Below are 17,784 nucleotides of genomic sequence, written 5' to 3' on the forward strand. Positions count from 1 at the left end.
TTATAGCATATTAATTGCTAAAATAGTTGCGTTTCAGAATAATTTTAGTTCCGGTGGAGTTGTAGATGATGGATAATAAATCGATTGACTAAAGTTAACATGCCATCTAATACCAACAAAGTAATAACGAAATTAATGGGATTATATGGTCCATGTATATGGTAGCCGAATAATACATTAAAAATCGTTGTAACTACCGTATTAGTATCAACTCCAAACTTATCAGCGAACGTTCCAATCCCAATTGCAGTAATTGTAAACAATGAAAAGCTCCCAAACACCCAGCCAACAAAGAATACTACCATTATCCACTTTCTGATTCGCTTCGAAAAGAGGCTAAAGAACGCCCCTAGAAACTCACCGATTGAAATAAAAAAGTAATTCCCCAGAATGCTAATAACGAAAATGGCCAGGACGTTCAAAAAACCAATTGAAAAGAAGCCGTCATACGTGCTATTGGAGTTGCCAACTAAGCTAAACTTAAAGACCCGGTTTAGAAATGCAATCACAACTGATAACAGCGCAATCAATAGCACATCATTCTTAAATAGTTGGGTTCTAGAAAAGCCGTTTTGCATTTTACTTTTAAATGAAAAATCAAAGTTCAACCAAGTAAAAACTACTATCGCTATTGAAATTGAACCAGGAATTGAAGCAAAATCTTCTTTGGACCAGCCCAAGCCATGACCAATAGCTAAACTAAATCCCCCTGGGATAATTAAATTTAACGATACCAGCACTAAGATAACGTAACCTATAATTTTTAAATTCGTCTTTAAATCGATTTTAAGACTAGCCTTTAATCGACTATCCATTATTAATCCCCCCTTGCTAGCACCCTAAATTCTGTGAATCTGGACCCGCATGATAATAAACCGAGCCAACCAAGTCAACAAACCGCTTCCCACCAGCATCGTCACAATCATGTTAAGTGGATTCCAGGCACCGTGTTCGTTAAACCCAAATAATACGCTCATCGTTAAGTTCAAGATGGTTTCAACCATCTGAATATCAATAACGTGATTCGAGACCAACATTCCCACTCCAAACGCCGCTCCACTGAATAAAGAGATACTAACGAACAAAAAGCCAGCTACAATTAATATTGCTATCCAATTCCGGATCTTCTTCGAAAATAGATTCAAAAACGCCCCTAAAGATTCGGCTACAATGAATAATAAGTAGTTCCCTAAAAACGATATGATAAACAGGGCGAAGAAGTTCACCAGTGGATTCGTAAAAAAGCCATTGTAAGTAGGATTAGAACCCAGCCAGCTCAGGTGCAAAATGCGGTTTAAAACGGTAACGAAAACCGTAACTAATGTAATCATCCAGAAATCATTCTTAAAAATCTGGCCCCTAGCAAAACCATTTTGGAGCTTCAGCAGGAACCCTTGATCAAATTGACTAAAAATCAATACTGCTGAAAAGAGGAGCGGAAAATTAAACCCAGTTAGCATCGAGCGGATTGAAGGGGTATCACCACCGTCAAATAAATTACCAAAGATTAAAAGGACAGCTAAAAAAGCGATAAATAACAAGGCCATGAATCCAAAAACCTTTAGATAGTACTTGATGCTTACCACGAGTAAATCTTTCATTCGATTATTCATCATTTTCTAACTCCCCCTTCCGTTTGGTTAAGTAGATGAACAGCGTTTGCAAATCCAGGCTTTCGACCGAAACTGTGTCTGGAATCCGTTGATCATCATTGAGTGGTCCGTAAACGTAGTTCGTCTTTAAATTCCCCAAATGCTTACTGCCAATCACGTTCAATCCGGCACAGTATTGATCCAGTTCCCTTTCCGGTCCCGTAATCGTGTGGGCGTTCTTTAAGACCGATTCGTTGTCCCCACTGACGATAACTGCCCCATGGTCAATAATGGCAACGTCACTAACGATGTTGGCAACCTCATCGATCAAATGCGTCGAGATAATGAACGTCCGTGGATTATCACTATAGGATTGAATCAATTCAGAATAAAATAACTCACGGTGGTTAGCATCAAGGCCTAAAGTGGGCTCATCAAAGATGACCACTTCTGCAGGCACACAAAGTGCAATGATCAACTTCACGATTGAATGGTACCCGGTCGATAGTTTCCCGAACTTGGTTTTAACGTTCACATCGAACTTTTGGATTAACTCATTAGCTAAATGTTGGTCAAAGCCATCGTAAACCGCGGCAGTCGTCTTGATGATGTTTTGGACCTTCGTTGACTCCTGATACAAATTATCCTGGCTCATCATAAAGACCTTGGACAATGCATCACCGTTATCGTGCATCACGGCGCCATCCAGTTTTACTTGCCCCGAATTGGCAAAGATTCGGTCGGTAATGATGTTCAAAAGGGTGCTCTTCCCGGCTCCGTTGCGCCCCAATAATCCGTAAATTTGATTCGATTCAAACGTTAAGTTAATATCATTCAATCCGCTTTGCTTGTGAAAATGCTTATTTAAATGCTCAATTTTAATTGTGGTCATTCTGATACCCCCGTTGAATTAATTTCAAAACATCAGCTTGATTTAGCTTTAACTTATCGGCCTCGTTAATTAGGTCTAAGATAAAATCGTCATAGAATTTAGAACGCCGCTTTTCGACTACCTTTTTTTGCCCGTCAATGGTAACGAACGTCCCCATTCCACGCCGCTTTTCTAATAATCCTTCACTAACCAATATGTTCATCCCCTTTAATACCGTCGCTGGATTAATGTGAAACTGTTTTGATATTTCAGTCGTCGATGGAATCTGTTCATTCTCGGGAAACGCTCCCGTAAAGATTGCATCTTCGATCTGGCTGGCAACCTGTAGATAAATCGGCTCCGCACTATCAAAGTCAAACTGCATTAATGCTCACATCCTTCAAATATCTCATTCATCATTCAGTTAATTACTTATGTAACTAACTATACATATGATGTTAAAAAAAGTCAATTAAAAAAGAGACTGGAAAATATTTTCCAATCTCTTTTAGTCATTAATATTTGTGAGCGGGAACCACCCCACCCTTGTAATGATCATAAATCCATTTTTGAACTGGTTTGGATTCTAGAATCTTCATTAACTTCTTAATTTGTGGATTATTCCGATCTTCTTTTCTAACCGCTACAATATTATTGTATGGTGAATGCGGATCACTCTTTTGCAAAGCAATCGCTTGCTTCTTCGGATTCAAGCCACTTTGGACCGCGTAGTTGGCGTTAATGGCAACTGCATCTCCTTCACCGTTTTCATAAATTTCTGGCAGTAATTTCGGTTCATAACCAGTCTTAAACTTCAAGTGCTTAGGGTTACTTACAATGTCAGAGAAATTAGCCTGTTCGATGCTAACGCCCTTCTTAATCTTAATTAATCCAGCTTGTTGGAAAAGTTGCAAGATTCTCCCGTAATCCGGAGCATTGTTGCTGACCAAGATGGTGGCGTTATCCTTCAAATCTTGGAGGCGTTTGACCTTCTTGGAATAAATCCCCATTGGTTCCAAGTGAACGGCCCCCACGTCAACTAAGTGGCCGTTATTCTGCTTATTCCACTGATTTAAGAACGGAATCGTCTGGAAGTAGTTAGCATCTAATTCACCCGAAGCCAGGGCTTTATTAGGCAACACGTAGTCTTGGAACACCCGAATATTCAAATGAATGCCCTCTTTTTCCAGTTCCGGTTTAATGTGGTTTAGAATTTGAGCATGGGGAACATTAGAAGCCCCAATCGTAAGCGAGTTCTTGGAGTGAGCCTCACCAGGACCAATCACTAGTAGTGCAACGAATGCGACAATTAAGGAGAGAAAGAAACCAATTTTTTTCATTTTTAAACCTCCTTAATTATAGTCCCCGTTTATCAGTACCCTTAACAAATGCATCACCAATGTATTGCACAATGAACACAAAGATTAGGATAATCACGGTTGCGACTAACGTGATACTGTTGTTATTGGATTGGAATCCATCGAGATAAGCAAGATTCCCTAACCCACCGGCACCAATTGCTCCAGCCATTGCAGTGTATGAAATCAATGAAATGGTGGTTACCGTTGCTCCAGCAATCAATGCAGGCGTACTTTCTGGAATTAACACCTTCCAAATGATTTCCCAATTTGTTGCACCCATTGACTTAACGGCTTCAATCACCCCGTTATCAATTTCATGGAAGTTAGATTCAACCATCCGCGCATAGAATGGAGCGGCGGAAATTACTAATGATGGAATGGCTGCGGTTGGTCCAATGATGGTCCCAACGATATTCTTGGTAATTGGTAGTAATAACACAATTAAAATAATGTATGGAATCGATCTAAAGATGTTAACTAGGACTGAAACCACTAGGTTCAATAACCGATACCAAAAGCCATTTTTATTCCGCGTTTCGAATAAGATTAACCCCAGGGCAATTCCGATTACTGCCACTAGAATCATTGCAACTAGCGTCATCCAAATCGTTTCCCAAGTTGCTGACCACATATTAGGCCAATTAACATTTTTAAACTGAAAATAAGAACTTAACCCTTGATTATCCACGGCTGATTACCTCCGTTTCTACTTTTAATGTTTTAAAGTCTTGTAAAGCCTTCTTTTGTTCGTCTGCATCCCCCAGCAATTGGATTACCAATACCCCAATCGTACCAGTTTGAGTAGGGTGTAACGAACCCTCAATGATGTTGATTTCAAGGTTTGGCCGTTGCTTAGCAACCTGTGAAACCACTGGTGATTGTGAGCGTTCCCCACTGAACGTTAGTTTGATGATCGAACCATTTGGATACCGTTCCACTAGTTCATCTAGCGCCATCATTGTATCGTTACTATCAGGAGTGTCATTTTCACTAACGAAGCGTTTCGTAATCGCTTGTTGGGGGTGGTTAAAGATTTCGGAAACCGACCCCTGTTCAACCACTTGACCATCTTGCATTACGGCAACGTTCTTGGCAACCTTTCTGATTGCGTGCATTTCATGGGTGATTAAAACAATCGTAATCCCTAATTCACGATTAATTTTAAGCAGTAACTCTAAAATTTCATCGGTCGTTTGGGGATCCAACGCACTAGTTGCTTCATCGGAAATCAATAGCTTGGGGTCGTTGGCTAGCGCTCGTGCAATGCCGACCCGTTGCTTCTGCCCACCAGAGAGTTCGGATGGGTAGTCGTTTTCCCGGCCCTTTAGCCCAACTAACTCAATTAACTTCTTAGCTTTTGCGACCCGGCTGGCCTTATCAACGTGTGCTAGTTCTAATGGTAACATCACATTATCAATGATCGAACGGGACCATAATAAATTAAAATGCTGAAAGATCATCCCAATTTGCTTTTGTTGGTCACGTAATTCGCGTCCACTTAATTTGGCAATATCATGCCCGTGAACTTCAACGGAACCAGTGGTTGGTGTTTCCAACCCATTTAGCATTCTTACTAACGTACTCTTTCCAGCTCCAGAGTAACCAATAATCCCAAAAATGTCGCCATCGTCAATCGTTAAATTAACGTCGTTAACAGCTTTGAGTTGGCTGCCCTTAAGTTGGAAGACTTTTGAAACATCTTTAAACTTAATCAAATTAATTCCCTCCTAAACTAAAAAACTCTTCATCCTAAAGAAAGGACGAAGAGTTTCGTGGTACCACCTTTTATTTGCTACTGTCTCACAACAGTAACCTTAATAAGTAAATTTACTTAACGATATAATGGTCGTTACCCATTACTAGCTAATCAAAGACTCACTAGCAAATATTTTTCTTAAAGACCATCTTCAATGACCGTAGCTACTTCCTCACATCAACCGAAAGCTTTCTGATAACTTATTAATCATTTACTCATCTTTAAATCATGATATATAGTATACAAACTAATTTTTCTAATGTCAAATTAATTAAGAGAAGTTCTTTGGCCGCCGACTGAACATGTAACTACGGTTATGGTATTGCATCGACATAATCAATCCAATTCCCATCATGTTACCAATCAAAGAGGAACCCCCTTGACTGATAAATGGCAATGGAATCCCAGTCAATGGTAACAACCCAATGCTCATCCCAATATTTTCAAACACATGGAATAAAATCATCATGATAACCCCGGTCGAAATGTAGGCGTAAAAGACGTTGCGGGTGTCAAAGGTAACGCGAATCATTTGATAGATTAAGAGGAAGTAAATAAAAATTAAAATACACCCTCCTAAGAAACCAAAGTTTTCACCAATCACTGAAAAAATCATATCAGATTCCCGAACTGGAACGTAGACCTTTGAAACGTTGAATCCGGTCCCAGTGATTCCACCAGAACCAACTGCCTTGATACTTTGCCAGAGTTGATAACCTTGATTAGTGGTATCAGCAGATGGATTTAACCAGCTATCGATTCGTTGAAATTGATAGAGTTGAAACCCTAAATGGGTCAAAATATTTCGCCCGGGCGTTGATGTAACTAACCATAAGGTAAAAATCCCGACTAACGCACCGACACCAAATAATGGTCCCAATAGTTTCCAAGTCATTTCAGAAACCACCATGAATCCTACGAAAATGGCAACGAACACCAAAATGGTCCCGAAGTCATTTTGGAGTTTCATTAAAATCACGATTGGCAACGTCCATAGCACCATGTGCCACAGTAAAATCATGTCATTTCGTGGGGTATGGGTGTACTTATCATTATGCTCCACGGTAACCTTAGCCAGCATCAAAATATAAGCTGGCTTCATCACTTCAGAGGGTTGGAATGTAAACGGACCAATCGCAAACCAGTTCTTAGCTCCCGTTTGAGCCGCGTACGCTCGACTATAGAAGAATAGGACTAATATCAGCAGCGCAATCCCGAACCAATACGCTAGTGGTGCTAGCTTCCAAAGTTGCTCAGAATCAAATTGCATGATAACGACCACTGCTACCGCACCAATCGCATACCATAAGATTTGGGGCACTAATTTACTAACCACGCTGGTGGTATTCGTATCGTGTGAGACGGCAACGTAGATGGAAGCAATCCCAATCACGGCCAAAAGCATTACGCTGAAAATAATTCCCCAATCAATTCGATTATCTTTATCATTTTTGCTATTTTCATCATTAGTACGATCCAATGAAATCAAGCCTCCTCGGATATATCTTAGAGTTCCTGATTAATGATGTAAATGATACTCACTAATCAACATTTCGATTCCTTCATCAACCGATTTAACATTGACGGTCTTCTTATGACGGTAATCAGCAATAATGCCATCATCAGTTGTTGTAATTTCACCAATTACATCGGTGCCAACTTTCAAAGTCTGAACTAGGTTTCCCTTAGCGTTCTTTTTTTCATCTAAACTAACGTCAACGTTTTGTTTCTTTTTACTCATTATTTCCTCCTAAAAAGAAAAGCAGTCGGATCACGTGAGCGACTACTTTAGATTCATTGAATGCCGGTATTCATCCCGGGCCCGTTTATTCCTAAAAATTGTAAAATGGTCTGGAACCGGGTCATAGCCACCCTTAATAAGTGGATTACACCTAATAATTCTGGCAATTCCCATTAAGATTCCCTTCAATGCACCATGTTTTCCGATTGCAGTAATTGTATATGCAGAGCAGGTTGGTGAATAGCGACAACTGGGCGGGAATAACGGCGAGATTCCCTTTTGATATCCCCGCACTAATTTAATTAATAGCCAACGCAAGTAACCACCTACCCTCAAATATTATTATTTGCTTTCAGTCTTATCGATATGTTCAAGCAGGGCTCCAGCACCCTTAGCAACATTATCAAGTGGTTTTTCAGAGATTAAAACTGGGACGGTTAGTGCATCTGAAATCCGTTGATCAATTTTGCGAAGTAGCGCTCCCCCACCGGTTAACATAACTCCCCGGTCGACAATATCCGAAGCTAATTCTGGTGGAATTACTTCCAATACATCCTTAGCTCCACTAACGATGGTGTCAACAGCATCAGAAAGAGCATCACAAATTTCGTTACTATCAACGGTAATCGAACGTGGCATTCCACTTAAAGCATCGCGCCCCCGCACTTCCTTTGTTCGAATGCTATCCTTATCATCCTTAACGGCGGTTCCAATTTCAATTTTAATCCGTTCTGAAGTATGATCCCCGATAATTAGGCCATGCTTATCCTTAATGTAGCTAACAATCATGTTATTCATCTTGTCTCCAGCAACCCGAATTGAATTACTAGCAACAATATCGCCAAGTGAAAGAACAGCAATATCACTGGTTCCACCCCCCATATCAATTACCATGTTTCCACGGGGTTGGAAAATATCGAGTCCCGCACCAATTGCAGCTACCTTTGGTTCTTCTTCAAGGTATACCTTCCCACCGCCAGATTTTTCGGCAGCTTGGATAATTGCCTTTCTTTCGATATTAGTGATGTTAGTCGGTGCACAAATCATAATTTTTGGTTTGGACATAACGCCCTTTACATTTAATTTATTAATAAAGTAAGAAAGCATTTTTTCAGTAACATCAAAGTCAGAGATAACTCCGTCCCGTAGAGGCCGGATGGCACGGATATTACTAGGCGTCCGACCAACCATTCGGTAAGCTTCACTTCCAACTGATAATACTTTTTCTGTTTTTACATCCACAGCAACTACTGCAGGTTCATTTAACACAATGCCCTTACCAACCACATAAATTAAAACGTTGGCAGTCCCTAAATCAATGCCGATGTCTTTTGCCATCTCGCAACTTCCTCCTGAAAAAAACTTTTAATACAACTAATTAATTATAGCATAATTTATATTACTTAACATACACAAAAAGGAGTTCTAAAGAACTCCTTTACAATTTTAAACTATTTAGATTTATTAACACTGTGCTTTAAAATAATTTTACCATCTTCACTAACATTGATCCGATTGATTTTAGCACCCAACCGCGCTAGCTTTTTATGGAAATCATAGTAACCACGGTCTAGGTACTGTAGGTGCCCAACCGTCGTAATCCCCTTAGCAACTAATCCAGCAATAACCAGTGCCGCTCCCGCTCTTAAGTCAGTTGCAGAAACTTCAGCACCGTTGAAATCAGTAGGCCCTTGCATTACAACGGTCCGTCCACTAATGGTAAAGTGGGCATTCATCCGACGTAATTCTTCTAGATGCATAAACCGGTTTTCAAATACCGTTTCAGTCATCGTACTAGTTCCGTTAGCTAACAATTGTAAAATGGTCATTTGAGGTTGCATGTCAGTTGGAAAACCAGGATATGGCATTGTTTTTACGTCAGTTGGTTTCAAGGATTCAGGACCAATTACTTCAATTCCATTATCCTTTTCAATTACTTGAACTCCCATTTCACGCATTTTAGCAATCAATGGCTTATTATGTTCAGCAATCGCGTCCCGAACTAATACATCCCCATGGGTAGCAGCTGCTGCTACCATAAAGGTCCCAGCTTCAATTCGATCTTGAACCACAGTGTGTTCAGCACCATGAAGCGCGGAAACCCCTTCAATTTTAATGGTTTCAGTTCCGGCACCGCTTACCTTGGCACCCATCAAGTTTAACAACATTGCGAGGTCAACAATTTCTGGTTCCCGCGCAACGTTTCTAATCGTGGTTTTACCTTGAGCTAAAGTCGCTGCCATCATGATGTTTTGGGTCGCCCCCACACTTGGAAAGTCAAGGTAAACGTCGCTGCCGACTAACCCATCCTCTGCAAAGGCTTCCACGTATCCATCATGCTGTTCGATCTTAGCCCCTAATTTTTCAAATCCTTTTAAATGCAAGTCAATGGGGCGTGAGCCAATTGCACAACCACCAGGCAAAGCAATCTTAGCATGTCCTAGCCGAGCCAGAAGTGGACCCATTACGACGATTGAAGCTCTCATTTTTGATACGTATTCAAAAGGTGCCTCTGAAGAAATATCCTTTGAAGCATCTAAAATAATTTGGTTTTTATTTTTATTGAATTTAATTTTAATGTTTAAAAAACGAAGGACTTCGTTCATCGTATATACATCTGATAACAACGGAACGTTATCTAGGGTTACTTTATCTGAACTTGCTAGGATTGAAGCAGCTAATAAGGGTAATACAGCGTTTTTGGCACCCTCAATATGTACTTCACCTACTAAGCGATTGCCACCCTGCACAACAATCTTATCCAAAACAATAAACCTCCTAGAGTGATTTAGTGAAGGTAGTAAGGCCTAAAATCGCATTAACAACGTCAATAAAGAATGAACTGCAAATGAAACCAAACACAACTGATAACATCACAATCATTACTTTCGCTTGCGATTCATGCATCCTAATATAACGCTCAATGTGGATATCTTGAATCCACCAAAAAGCGATTGAAATGAAAAATAAATGACTAACAATCGTCATTATTGAAACAATCCAATTCGAATGTATCATAACCATACCTTCCCTATTTCTTTACTATATCACATTTTAATATAAATATCCGCTATATTTGTTAATTGTAACATAGCAAAAAAAGGGACCGCAAAAGTTTTCACTTTTACAATCCCTTTGATTGAAATTATTAATGACGAGCAACGTGAATCCGGTTAATCGCACGTTGTAAAGCAATTTGATCACGAGTGATCGTCTTGTTATCATGCTTACTTTGTGCTTCTTGGAGTCTTTGTTGAGCCCGATCACGTGCCCGTTCAGCACGTTCGACATCAATATCGCCTTGCTTTTCAGCACTGTCGGCAATAATGGTTAAAACGTTATTGGAGAATTCAACGAAACCACCGTTAACGGCAATTTCATCTTCTTTACCATTATCGTATTTAACTCGTGCTTCATCTACTTCGAGAGAAGCAATAACAGGAAGATGGTCGTGCATAATCCCAAGTTCACCAGTTTTGGTTTTAACAATTACTAGGTAAGCTTGGTCATTTTGGTAGACCATTCCATCAGGAGTAACGATACTAATGGTTAATACTGAGTTATCAGCCAATTAGAACCCTCCTTAGTTATTAGCGTTTGCCTTTAGCTTTTTAGCGTTTTCTTCAACGTCTTCGATTGGACCACAGTTTCTAAATGCGTCTTCTGGAACGTCATCGTACTTACCATCTAAGATCGCTTTGAAACTGTCAACAGTCTTTTCGACAGGAACATACTTACCAGGAAGACCAGTAAATTGTTCAGCAACACTAAAGCTTTGTGATAAGAAGAATTGAATTCGACGAGCACGATTAACAATCGTCTTTTCTTCATCTGACAATTCATCCATCCCTAAAATAGAGATAATGTCTTGTAGTTCACGGTATCTTTGAAGTACTTGTTGAACTTCATTGGCAACTTCATAATGCTTTTGACCAATAATTGCAGGGTCAAGGGCAGATGAAGTAGAAGCCAATGGATCCACGGCTGGGTAAATCCCTTGTTGAGTTAAGGAACGAGTCAAGTTAGTAGTAGCATCCAAGTGAGCGAAAGTAGTTGCTGGAGCAGGGTCGGTATAATCATCGGCAGGAACATAAACAGCTTGGATGGATGTAATAGCACCCTTCTTAGTTGATGTGATCCGTTCTTGTAATTGACCCATTTCAGTAGCTAACGTTGGTTGGTAACCAACGGCTGATGGAATTCGTCCTAACAAGGCTGAAACTTCCATTCCGGCTTGGGTAAATCTGAAGATGTTATCGATAAACAATAGCACGTCAGAACCCTTAGCATCACGGAAGTATTCGGCAATTGTTAAACCAGTCAAGGCAACCCGCATCCGGGCACCAGGTGGCTCGTTCATTTGTCCATACACCATGGCAGTTTGCTTAAGAACACCGGAACCCTTCATTTCGAAGTACATATCGTTACCTTCACGAGTCCGTTCACCAACACCGGTGAAAACAGAAATTCCGTTGTGTCCTTGAGCAATATTATGGATTAATTCTTGAATTAAAACAGTCTTACCAACACCGGCACCACCGAAAAGTCCAACTTTACCACCACGAATGTATGGTGCTAATAAGTCAATAACCTTAATTCCGGTTTCAAGCACTTCAGTAGAAGTACTTAGTTCGTCGTATGCTGGTGCGTCTCTATGAATTGGCCAACGTTCAGCGTCTGGACCGAATTCAGGGCCGTTATCGATTGTATCACCGAGAACGTTAAAGACCCGACCTAAGGTGTCGTCACCAACTGGAACTGAAATTGGAGCTTCAGTATCTTCGACATCCATTCCACGACGTAAACCATCAGTTCCGTCCATGGCAATGGTCCGAACAACTCCATTTCCTAATTCCAACATAACTTCGGTAACTAAATCTTTGGTATCCTTACCCCTCTTAACTTTAAGAGCAGTATTGATATCAGGTAATTTAACATCCGCAGGGAATTCAACGTCAATAACTGGTCCGATTACTTGGATAATTTTTCCAGTACTCATTATTCGTTAATTCCTCCCATATTAATGCTTCAAGGCTTCTTGACCACCTGTAATTTCAGTAATTTCAGTGGTAATTGCAGCCTGACGAGCTCTATTATATTGTAGTTGTAACTTACCAATTAAATCTTCTGCATTATCAGATGCAGCGCTCATGGCAGTTGAACTAGAAGCATGCTCTGAAGTCTTAGCATCTAGAATTGCTCCAAAGATTAATCCTTCAGTGTATTGAGGAATCACTACCCGCAATACGGAACCTTCATCTGGTTCAACGTCATAAGTGGGACCAATTTCAGATGCTTTCACATCTCCACTCTTCCCAGTATTAATTGTTTCGTCATCTAATGGCAACATTTTTTCAGCCCGAAAGTTTGAAGTCATTCGGTTAACAAAATGACTATAACAAACGTAAAGTTCGCTAAAGACACCATCATTATACATCGATGTAACAGTATCAACAATTTCTTTTACTTCCCTAAAAGTAGGAATATCAGAAACGCCGCGGTATTCATAAGCAACGTTTGCACCACGCTTTTTATAAAAATCAGCACCGTTTCCACCAACTGCTAATAATAAGTAATCATCGGTATTTGGTGTATGCTCTTGAATAAATTCATTCGCACCGCGAATAACATTACTGTTATAACTTCCAACCATTCCACGATCAGACGTAATAACTAAATAGGCAGTCTTACCCTTAGAGTTAGACTTGCTTGAGGAATTAAAGTTATCTAATAAATGAGTCTTAGCTAAATGCAATACAACCGCCTTAACACGGGAGACGTATTCGTCATAATTAACCGAGTGCTTTTGGATTTGGGTTAACTTTGCAGTTTGCACCATTTCCATCGCAGTGGTAATTTGATGTGTTTTCTTGGTTGATTGAATGCGATGTTTAACATCATTCAAAGACATTGTTTCACCATCCCTTCAAGCTAATTAGTTTGTTTTTCGTCTTCTTGAGATTGACTTGGTTGGAAATTTGAAGCAAATTCTTTAACAGCACTGCTAAACTTATCTTCATCTGGTAAATTACCAGTCTTAACAATACTGTCCAAGATATCTTGATGGTTAGACTTGAAGAAGTCAATTACTTCTTCTTGATAGCGTTGGATATCGTCTAATTGAATCTTATCTAAGAATCCACGAGTTAAACAGAAGAGAACCAGCACTTGTTGTTCAACTGGCATTGGATCATGAAGTGGTTGCTTAAGAACTTCAACGGTTCTAGCACCACGATTCAATTTGGCTTGTGTTGCTGAATCAAGATCAGAACCAAATTGTGCAAATGATTCCAATTCACGATATGAAGCAAGATCCAAACGAAGGGTCCCACCAACCTTCTTCATTGCCTTAATTTGGGCATCCCCACCAACACGGGAAACTGAAGTTCCGGCATCAATGGCTGGACGAATTCCGGAGTAGAATGAATCGGAATTTAAGAAGATTTGACCATCAGTAATGGAAATAACGTTAGTTGGGATATATGCAGAAACATCCCCTGCTTGAGTTTCAACGATTGGAAGACCGGTAATTGAACCGCCGCCTAACTTATCATTTAACTTAGCACAACGTTCTAGCAAACGGGAGTGGGTGTAGAAGATATCACCAGGATAAGCTTCACGACCAGGAGGCCGACGTAGAATCAATGATAATTCACGATATGCATTGGCTTGCTTAGTAAGATCATCGTAGATAATCAAAACATGCTTACCCTTGTTCATGAAGTATTCACCCATTGCAGTCCCAGCGTAAGGTGCGATGTAAAGTAATGGTGCTGGTTCGGATGGACCAGCTGAAACAACGATCGTGTAGTCCATTGCCCCAAACTTTTCAAGTGTGTTTACCTGACTCCGCACAGTGGAATCCTTTTGACCAATCGCAACGTAAATACAAATCATGTCTTGATCCTTTTGGTTCAAGATTGAATCGATGGCGATTGAAGTCTTCCCAGTTTTACGGTCACCGATAATTAACTCACGTTGACCACGACCAATTGGAACTAATGCATCAATGGCTTTAATCCCTGTTTGTAATGGTTCATCAACACTTTGACGGTCCATGATTCCAGGAGCTTTTCGTTCGATTGGTAAAGTACCATCATTTTTGATGTCACCCTTACCATCAATTGGTTGACCTAGGGCGTTAACAACCCGTCCAACCATTCCTTGCCCAACTGGAACTTCCATGATCCGGCCAGTTCGTTTTACAGTATCGCCTTCACGAATACCGTCGAAATCTCCTAAAACAACGATACCAACATCATTGCTTTCGAGGTTTTGAACCATTCCGTAAACGCCATCTGAGAATTCTAGTAATTCACCAGATAGTGCATTATTTAGACCGTGAGCACGAGCAATCCCATCACCAACGTAGGTAACAGTTCCAGTTTCTTCAACTGAGAGCTCGTCCTTATATCCGGCTAATTGTTGCTTGATTAAAGCACTAATTTCCTCAGCCTTAATGCTCATAAAAGTTTTCACCTCTTCGATTTAGATATCGTTTACTTTAATAGGAGTTGCTTGATGCGGTTAAGTTTAGACTTAACGCTCCCATCAAAAGTAACATCTGCTGATTTAATAATTAAACCACCAATAATACTTGGATCAACCTTACTACTCAAAACAACCTTCTTAGCACCAATGCGCTTAGCAAAGGCATCCTTTAGCTTAGCTTGTTGATCATTATCGAGTGAAACAGCGCTGATTAAATCAGCCTTAACAATGTGGTTATATTCATCATAAATGTCTTCAAAGGCATCGATGGTGGGAACCATCTTGTCCATGTTATCACTACCTGATAATACCCTTACCAAGTTTTGGATGTATTTTGAACTAGCATTGTCGATCATTGACTTTACTAATTTAGCCTTGTCAGATTCAGGGAAGGTAACGTTGCTCAACACTGGAGCAAAACTAGGGTTATCTTCAAAGATGGCCTTAATTGATTCTAGGTCTTCGTAACCAGAATCTAATTCTTTATCAGCTTTTAGTAAATCAAATAACGCTTTCGCGTAACGTTTTGAAAATGTAACTTTATCTAGACTCATTTTGCTTCCCCAACCCTTCGATGTAAGAATCAATTAGCGCCTTCTGGTCGTTTGCCTTTAATTCTTTTTGAATGATCTTAGAAGCGATTTCAATAGATAAGTTTGCCACATCATTTTTGGTATTTGCTAATACATCTTGACGTTCTTGTTCAATACTCTTATGAGCATTGTCCTTAATGGTTTGCGCATCACTTTGAGCGTCAGAGACAATTTGTTCTTGTTGCTTTTGACCAGCTTGCTTAGCATTAGTAATGATTGTACTTGCTTCATCATGCGACTTATTAAGTTCATCTTGACGTTGTTTAGCTAAACTATCAGCTTCTTGATGTTTCTGCTTAGCAGAATCAATATCACTGACAATTTGTTGAGTTCTTTCATTCAACATTTTGTTGATTGGTTTCCAAGCGAAAACCTTAATCAAGAGTACCAAAACTAGGAATAAGACTAAGTAATAAAGCATTGTTCCGTAAGCTAATTCAGCTCCGAATACCAACTGTGAAAGCATCTATTGACACCTCCTTACGTCAATGTAATATTTGTAATTTTAAATTTAATTACTTGTTCATAAGAATGAAACCAACAACGACAGCTAAGATAGGCATAGCTTCAACTAAACCAACACCAATAAACATGTTAGTAAATAACTTACCTTGCATTTCTGGTTGACGAACCATTCCTTCTAGTAACTTAGAAGCAACGATACCATCACCGATACCACCACCAATGGCAGCACCTGCTAAAGCAATACCAGCTCCGATTAATCCCATAACAATAGTCCTCCTTAATTTATAGACAGTTTTTAAATGTTATTCAGCAGATATTTTTCCATTAATATATACTGAAGTTAAGGTTACAAACACATAGGCTTGGATCGCACCTAAGAAAATCGAGAAAGCCTGCCAGATTAACTCAATTGGAGCTAATCCGATAATGGTGACAATTCCATTTGAAAATGCCAAACCTCCGACAAGTTTCAACAGAATTTCACCGGCATAAATAACCCCGAATAAACGAAGTCCTAAGGTTAGGAAATTCGAAAATTCTTCAAATAATGCGAGCGGGAACCAGAATACAAATGGTTCTAGGTACGTATTCTTAAAATAGCCCCCAAACCCGAGCTTCTTAACACCTGCGTAGTGAGATAGCGCAATTGTGAATAATGCTAATGTCATCGTAAACATTGGGTCCGCAGTCGGACTCTTAACGTAAGTAACACCATTAACATCTACTTGAAGCATTAAACCTAGCTGATTTGATACAAAAATTAAGACAAATAAAACAAATCCATATAGTTTAAAGCTAGCAGCGTCACTATCACTCATTGATCCACGAGTAGTTGTATTGGAAAAGTCAATAATTGACTCTAATACCGCTTGTTTCTTACTTGTGGGTCGAACTTGCAAATTGCGTGACAACCAAACTACAATCACTAACACGATGGCTGCAGCTACAGTCGCAGCTACCATATTACCGATATTAAATGTTAATCCACCAAGGAAGAAAGTTGAAATTTTATCATTCAAGAATTTCACCTCTTTTCATGTAACCTATCCAACCATGATACACCTATTACACTTTGAATGTAATAAATTGATTAAGATTATTTATTCAAAAGTGAATTTGTATTTATCTTAATAAATACATTCAAAATCTTACCACTGTTTAACATATATTTCAAAGCAATTTACCATTTTTAGTTAATTTACTTTACAATCACCTATGAAAACTTATAAATAAAAATGCCGCCTAAATAATAGACGACATTTTAACTATTTCGTGCCAAATAAGCGGTCTCCGGCATCACCTAGACCTGGGAAAATATACCCATCATCTAAATGATCATCAAGCGCCGCTGCAATAATATCAACATCTGGATGGGCATCCTGAAGTGATTTCACCCCTTCTGGGGCAGCCACTAAACAAATAAATTTAATATTTTTAGGGTTTGCACCTCGCTTTTTAATCGCATCAATTGCCATGATTGCAGAACCACCAGTAGCAAGCATTGGATCAACCATAAAAATCTGGCGTTGATCAATATCTGATGGTAATTTCACAAAGTATTCATGTGGTTCAAAAGTTTCTTCATCCCGAAACATTCCAATGTGGCCAACCTTAGCTGCTGGAATTAAATCAAGCATTCCATCGACCATGCCGAGTCCAGCCCTTAAAATTGGAACCACGGCTAACTTTTTACCGGCCAATTGTTTTGAAGTTGTCTTCCCCATTGGGGTTTCAATTTCAACATCTTCAACCGGTAAGTCACGAGATGCTTCAAAAGCCAGGAGTCGTGCAATTTCGTTAGTAACTTCACGAAATTCACGGGTTCCGCAGTGTTTATCCCTAATAATCGTTAATTTATGTTGAATCAATGGATGATTCATCACTTCAAGTTTACCCATTATAAATCTCCTTTAG

22 protein-coding genes and 1 other annotated feature are annotated in these 17,784 nt (G+C 39.6%); all 22 genes read right to left on the reverse strand.

All coding sequences use genetic code 11. The features are described 5' to 3' along the window. Positions 1 to 44: 44 nt before the first annotated feature. Complete coding sequence (locus HZL42_RS05640) at positions 45 to 815, reverse strand: hypothetical protein (RefSeq protein ID WP_219054679.1); 771 nt, start codon at positions 813 to 815, stop codon at positions 45 to 47. 24 nt (positions 816 to 839) lie between these two features. Then, positions 840 to 1,616 carry a hypothetical protein gene (locus HZL42_RS05645; protein ID WP_219054680.1) on the reverse strand — a complete coding sequence of 259 codons (777 nt, stop codon included), beginning with the start codon at positions 1,614 to 1,616 and terminating at the stop codon, positions 840 to 842. Further along, on the reverse strand, positions 1,606 to 2,484 hold the full coding sequence (locus HZL42_RS05650) for an ABC transporter ATP-binding protein (protein ID WP_219282618.1): 879 nt from the start codon (positions 2,482 to 2,484) through the stop codon (positions 1,606 to 1,608). Before HZL42_RS05650 ends, HZL42_RS05645 begins: the two co-directional genes overlap by 11 nt. After that, positions 2,471 to 2,848, reverse strand: coding sequence for a GntR family transcriptional regulator (locus HZL42_RS05655; protein WP_219282619.1), 378 nt, complete (start codon positions 2,846 to 2,848; stop codon positions 2,471 to 2,473). Before HZL42_RS05655 ends, HZL42_RS05650 begins: the two co-directional genes overlap by 14 nt. 130 nt (positions 2,849 to 2,978) lie before the next feature. Then, positions 2,979 to 3,803: a MetQ/NlpA family ABC transporter substrate-binding protein gene (locus tag HZL42_RS05660; RefSeq protein WP_219282620.1), complete on the reverse strand. Its 825-nt coding sequence runs from the start codon at positions 3,801 to 3,803 to the stop codon at positions 2,979 to 2,981. Between the two features lie 16 nt (positions 3,804 to 3,819). Further along, positions 3,820 to 4,512, reverse strand: coding sequence for a methionine ABC transporter permease (locus HZL42_RS05665; protein WP_370629284.1), 693 nt, complete (start codon positions 4,510 to 4,512; stop codon positions 3,820 to 3,822). Next, complete coding sequence (locus HZL42_RS05670; protein ID WP_219282621.1) at positions 4,505 to 5,539, reverse strand: methionine ABC transporter ATP-binding protein; 1,035 nt, start codon at positions 5,537 to 5,539, stop codon at positions 4,505 to 4,507. Before HZL42_RS05670 ends, HZL42_RS05665 begins: the two co-directional genes overlap by 8 nt. A gap of 38 nt (positions 5,540 to 5,577) precedes the next feature. Then, positions 5,578 to 5,816: a binding site (T-box leader), on the reverse strand. 35 nt (positions 5,817 to 5,851) lie between these two features. Further along, complete coding sequence (locus HZL42_RS05675) at positions 5,852 to 6,985, reverse strand: FtsW/RodA/SpoVE family cell cycle protein (RefSeq protein WP_219282869.1); 1,134 nt, start codon at positions 6,983 to 6,985, stop codon at positions 5,852 to 5,854. A gap of 114 nt (positions 6,986 to 7,099) precedes the next feature. After that, positions 7,100 to 7,321 (reverse strand): DUF2969 family protein, encoded by a 222-nt coding sequence (locus HZL42_RS05680; RefSeq protein ID WP_219282622.1) that lies wholly within the window; start codon positions 7,319 to 7,321, stop codon positions 7,100 to 7,102. A 42-nt stretch (positions 7,322 to 7,363) separates the two neighbouring features. Continuing rightward, a complete protein-coding gene (yidD, locus tag HZL42_RS05685) occupies positions 7,364 to 7,639 on the reverse strand; it encodes a membrane protein insertion efficiency factor YidD (protein WP_219282623.1) in 276 nt (91 codons plus the stop codon). 24 nt (positions 7,640 to 7,663) lie between these two features. Continuing rightward, a complete protein-coding gene (locus HZL42_RS05690) occupies positions 7,664 to 8,659 on the reverse strand; it encodes a rod shape-determining protein (protein WP_219282624.1) in 996 nt (331 codons plus the stop codon). Positions 8,660 to 8,772: 113 nt separating this feature from the next. Continuing rightward, positions 8,773 to 10,086 (reverse strand): UDP-N-acetylglucosamine 1-carboxyvinyltransferase, encoded by a 1,314-nt coding sequence (murA, locus tag HZL42_RS05695; protein ID WP_219282625.1) that lies wholly within the window; start codon positions 10,084 to 10,086, stop codon positions 8,773 to 8,775. A gap of 13 nt (positions 10,087 to 10,099) precedes the next feature. Continuing rightward, positions 10,100 to 10,339: a DUF1146 family protein gene (locus HZL42_RS05700; RefSeq protein WP_219282626.1), complete on the reverse strand. Its 240-nt coding sequence runs from the start codon at positions 10,337 to 10,339 to the stop codon at positions 10,100 to 10,102. A gap of 130 nt (positions 10,340 to 10,469) precedes the next feature. Further along, entirely contained in the window at positions 10,470 to 10,892 is a 423-nt protein-coding gene (locus HZL42_RS05705; protein WP_219282627.1) for a F0F1 ATP synthase subunit epsilon, read from the reverse strand. Positions 10,893 to 10,904: 12 nt separating this feature from the next. Beyond that, positions 10,905 to 12,320, reverse strand: a complete 1,416-nt coding sequence (gene atpD, locus HZL42_RS05710; protein WP_219282628.1) for a F0F1 ATP synthase subunit beta — start codon at positions 12,318 to 12,320, stop codon at positions 10,905 to 10,907. A gap of 21 nt (positions 12,321 to 12,341) precedes the next feature. Next, positions 12,342 to 13,232, reverse strand: coding sequence for a F0F1 ATP synthase subunit gamma (locus HZL42_RS05715; protein ID WP_219282629.1), 891 nt, complete (start codon positions 13,230 to 13,232; stop codon positions 12,342 to 12,344). Positions 13,233 to 13,252: 20 nt separating this feature from the next. Then, positions 13,253 to 14,788 (reverse strand): F0F1 ATP synthase subunit alpha, encoded by a 1,536-nt coding sequence (gene atpA, locus HZL42_RS05720; RefSeq protein ID WP_219282630.1) that lies wholly within the window; start codon positions 14,786 to 14,788, stop codon positions 13,253 to 13,255. Positions 14,789 to 14,820: 32 nt separating this feature from the next. Then, a complete protein-coding gene (gene atpH / locus HZL42_RS05725) occupies positions 14,821 to 15,366 on the reverse strand; it encodes an ATP synthase F1 subunit delta (RefSeq protein WP_219282631.1) in 546 nt (181 codons plus the stop codon). Continuing rightward, positions 15,353 to 15,871 carry a F0F1 ATP synthase subunit B gene (atpF, locus tag HZL42_RS05730; RefSeq protein WP_219282632.1) on the reverse strand — a complete coding sequence of 173 codons (519 nt, stop codon included), beginning with the start codon at positions 15,869 to 15,871 and terminating at the stop codon, positions 15,353 to 15,355. Before atpF ends, atpH begins: the two co-directional genes overlap by 14 nt. 49 nt (positions 15,872 to 15,920) lie before the next feature. Beyond that, the gene (gene atpE, locus HZL42_RS05735) at positions 15,921 to 16,133 is read right to left on the reverse strand and encodes a F0F1 ATP synthase subunit C (protein ID WP_219282633.1); all 213 of its coding nucleotides are present in this window, start codon (positions 16,131 to 16,133) and stop codon (positions 15,921 to 15,923) included. Between the two features lie 39 nt (positions 16,134 to 16,172). Continuing rightward, positions 16,173 to 16,889: a F0F1 ATP synthase subunit A gene (gene atpB / locus HZL42_RS05740; RefSeq protein WP_219282634.1), complete on the reverse strand. Its 717-nt coding sequence runs from the start codon at positions 16,887 to 16,889 to the stop codon at positions 16,173 to 16,175. Positions 16,890 to 17,135: 246 nt separating this feature from the next. Next, entirely contained in the window at positions 17,136 to 17,768 is a 633-nt protein-coding gene (gene upp / locus HZL42_RS05745) for a uracil phosphoribosyltransferase (RefSeq protein ID WP_219282635.1), read from the reverse strand. Positions 17,769 to 17,784: the final 16 nt, after the last annotated feature.

It is taken from the genome of Lactobacillus sp. Sy-1, from assembly GCF_019303535.1.
Taxonomy (GTDB): Bacteria; Bacillota; Bacilli; order Lactobacillales; family Lactobacillaceae; genus Nicoliella.

Coding starts and splice junctions, on each gene's coding strand:
- HZL42_RS05640 (WP_219054679.1), bottom strand. CDS start 815: ATGGATAGTCGATTAAAGGCTAGTCTTAAAATCGATTTAAAGACGAAT.
- HZL42_RS05645 (WP_219054680.1), bottom strand. CDS start 1,616: ATGATGAATAATCGAATGAAAGATTTACTCGTGGTAAGCATCAAGTAC.
- HZL42_RS05650 (WP_219282618.1), bottom strand. CDS start 2,484: ATGACCACAATTAAAATTGAGCATTTAAATAAGCATTTTCACAAGCAA.
- HZL42_RS05655 (WP_219282619.1), bottom strand. CDS start 2,848: ATGCAGTTTGACTTTGATAGTGCGGAGCCGATTTATCTACAGGTTGCC.
- HZL42_RS05660 (WP_219282620.1), bottom strand. CDS start 3,803: ATGAAAAAAATTGGTTTCTTTCTCTCCTTAATTGTCGCATTCGTTGCA.
- HZL42_RS05675 (WP_219282869.1), bottom strand. CDS start 6,985: ATGCTTTTGGCCGTGATTGGGATTGCTTCCATCTACGTTGCCGTCTCA.
- HZL42_RS05680 (WP_219282622.1), bottom strand. CDS start 7,321: ATGAGTAAAAAGAAACAAAACGTTGACGTTAGTTTAGATGAAAAAAAG.
- HZL42_RS05690 (WP_219282624.1), bottom strand. CDS start 8,659: ATGGCAAAAGACATCGGCATTGATTTAGGGACTGCCAACGTTTTAATT.
- HZL42_RS05700 (WP_219282626.1), bottom strand. CDS start 10,339: ATGATACATTCGAATTGGATTGTTTCAATAATGACGATTGTTAGTCAT.
- atpD (WP_219282628.1), bottom strand. CDS start 12,320: ATGAGTACTGGAAAAATTATCCAAGTAATCGGACCAGTTATTGACGTT.
- HZL42_RS05715 (WP_219282629.1), bottom strand. CDS start 13,232: ATGTCTTTGAATGATGTTAAACATCGCATTCAATCAACCAAGAAAACA.
- atpA (WP_219282630.1), bottom strand. CDS start 14,788: ATGAGCATTAAGGCTGAGGAAATTAGTGCTTTAATCAAGCAACAATTA.
- atpH (WP_219282631.1), bottom strand. CDS start 15,366: ATGAGTCTAGATAAAGTTACATTTTCAAAACGTTACGCGAAAGCGTTA.
- atpF (WP_219282632.1), bottom strand. CDS start 15,871: ATGCTTTCACAGTTGGTATTCGGAGCTGAATTAGCTTACGGAACAATG.
- atpE (WP_219282633.1), bottom strand. CDS start 16,133: ATGGGATTAATCGGAGCTGGTATTGCTTTAGCAGGTGCTGCCATTGGT.
- upp (WP_219282635.1), bottom strand. CDS start 17,768: ATGGGTAAACTTGAAGTGATGAATCATCCATTGATTCAACATAAATTA.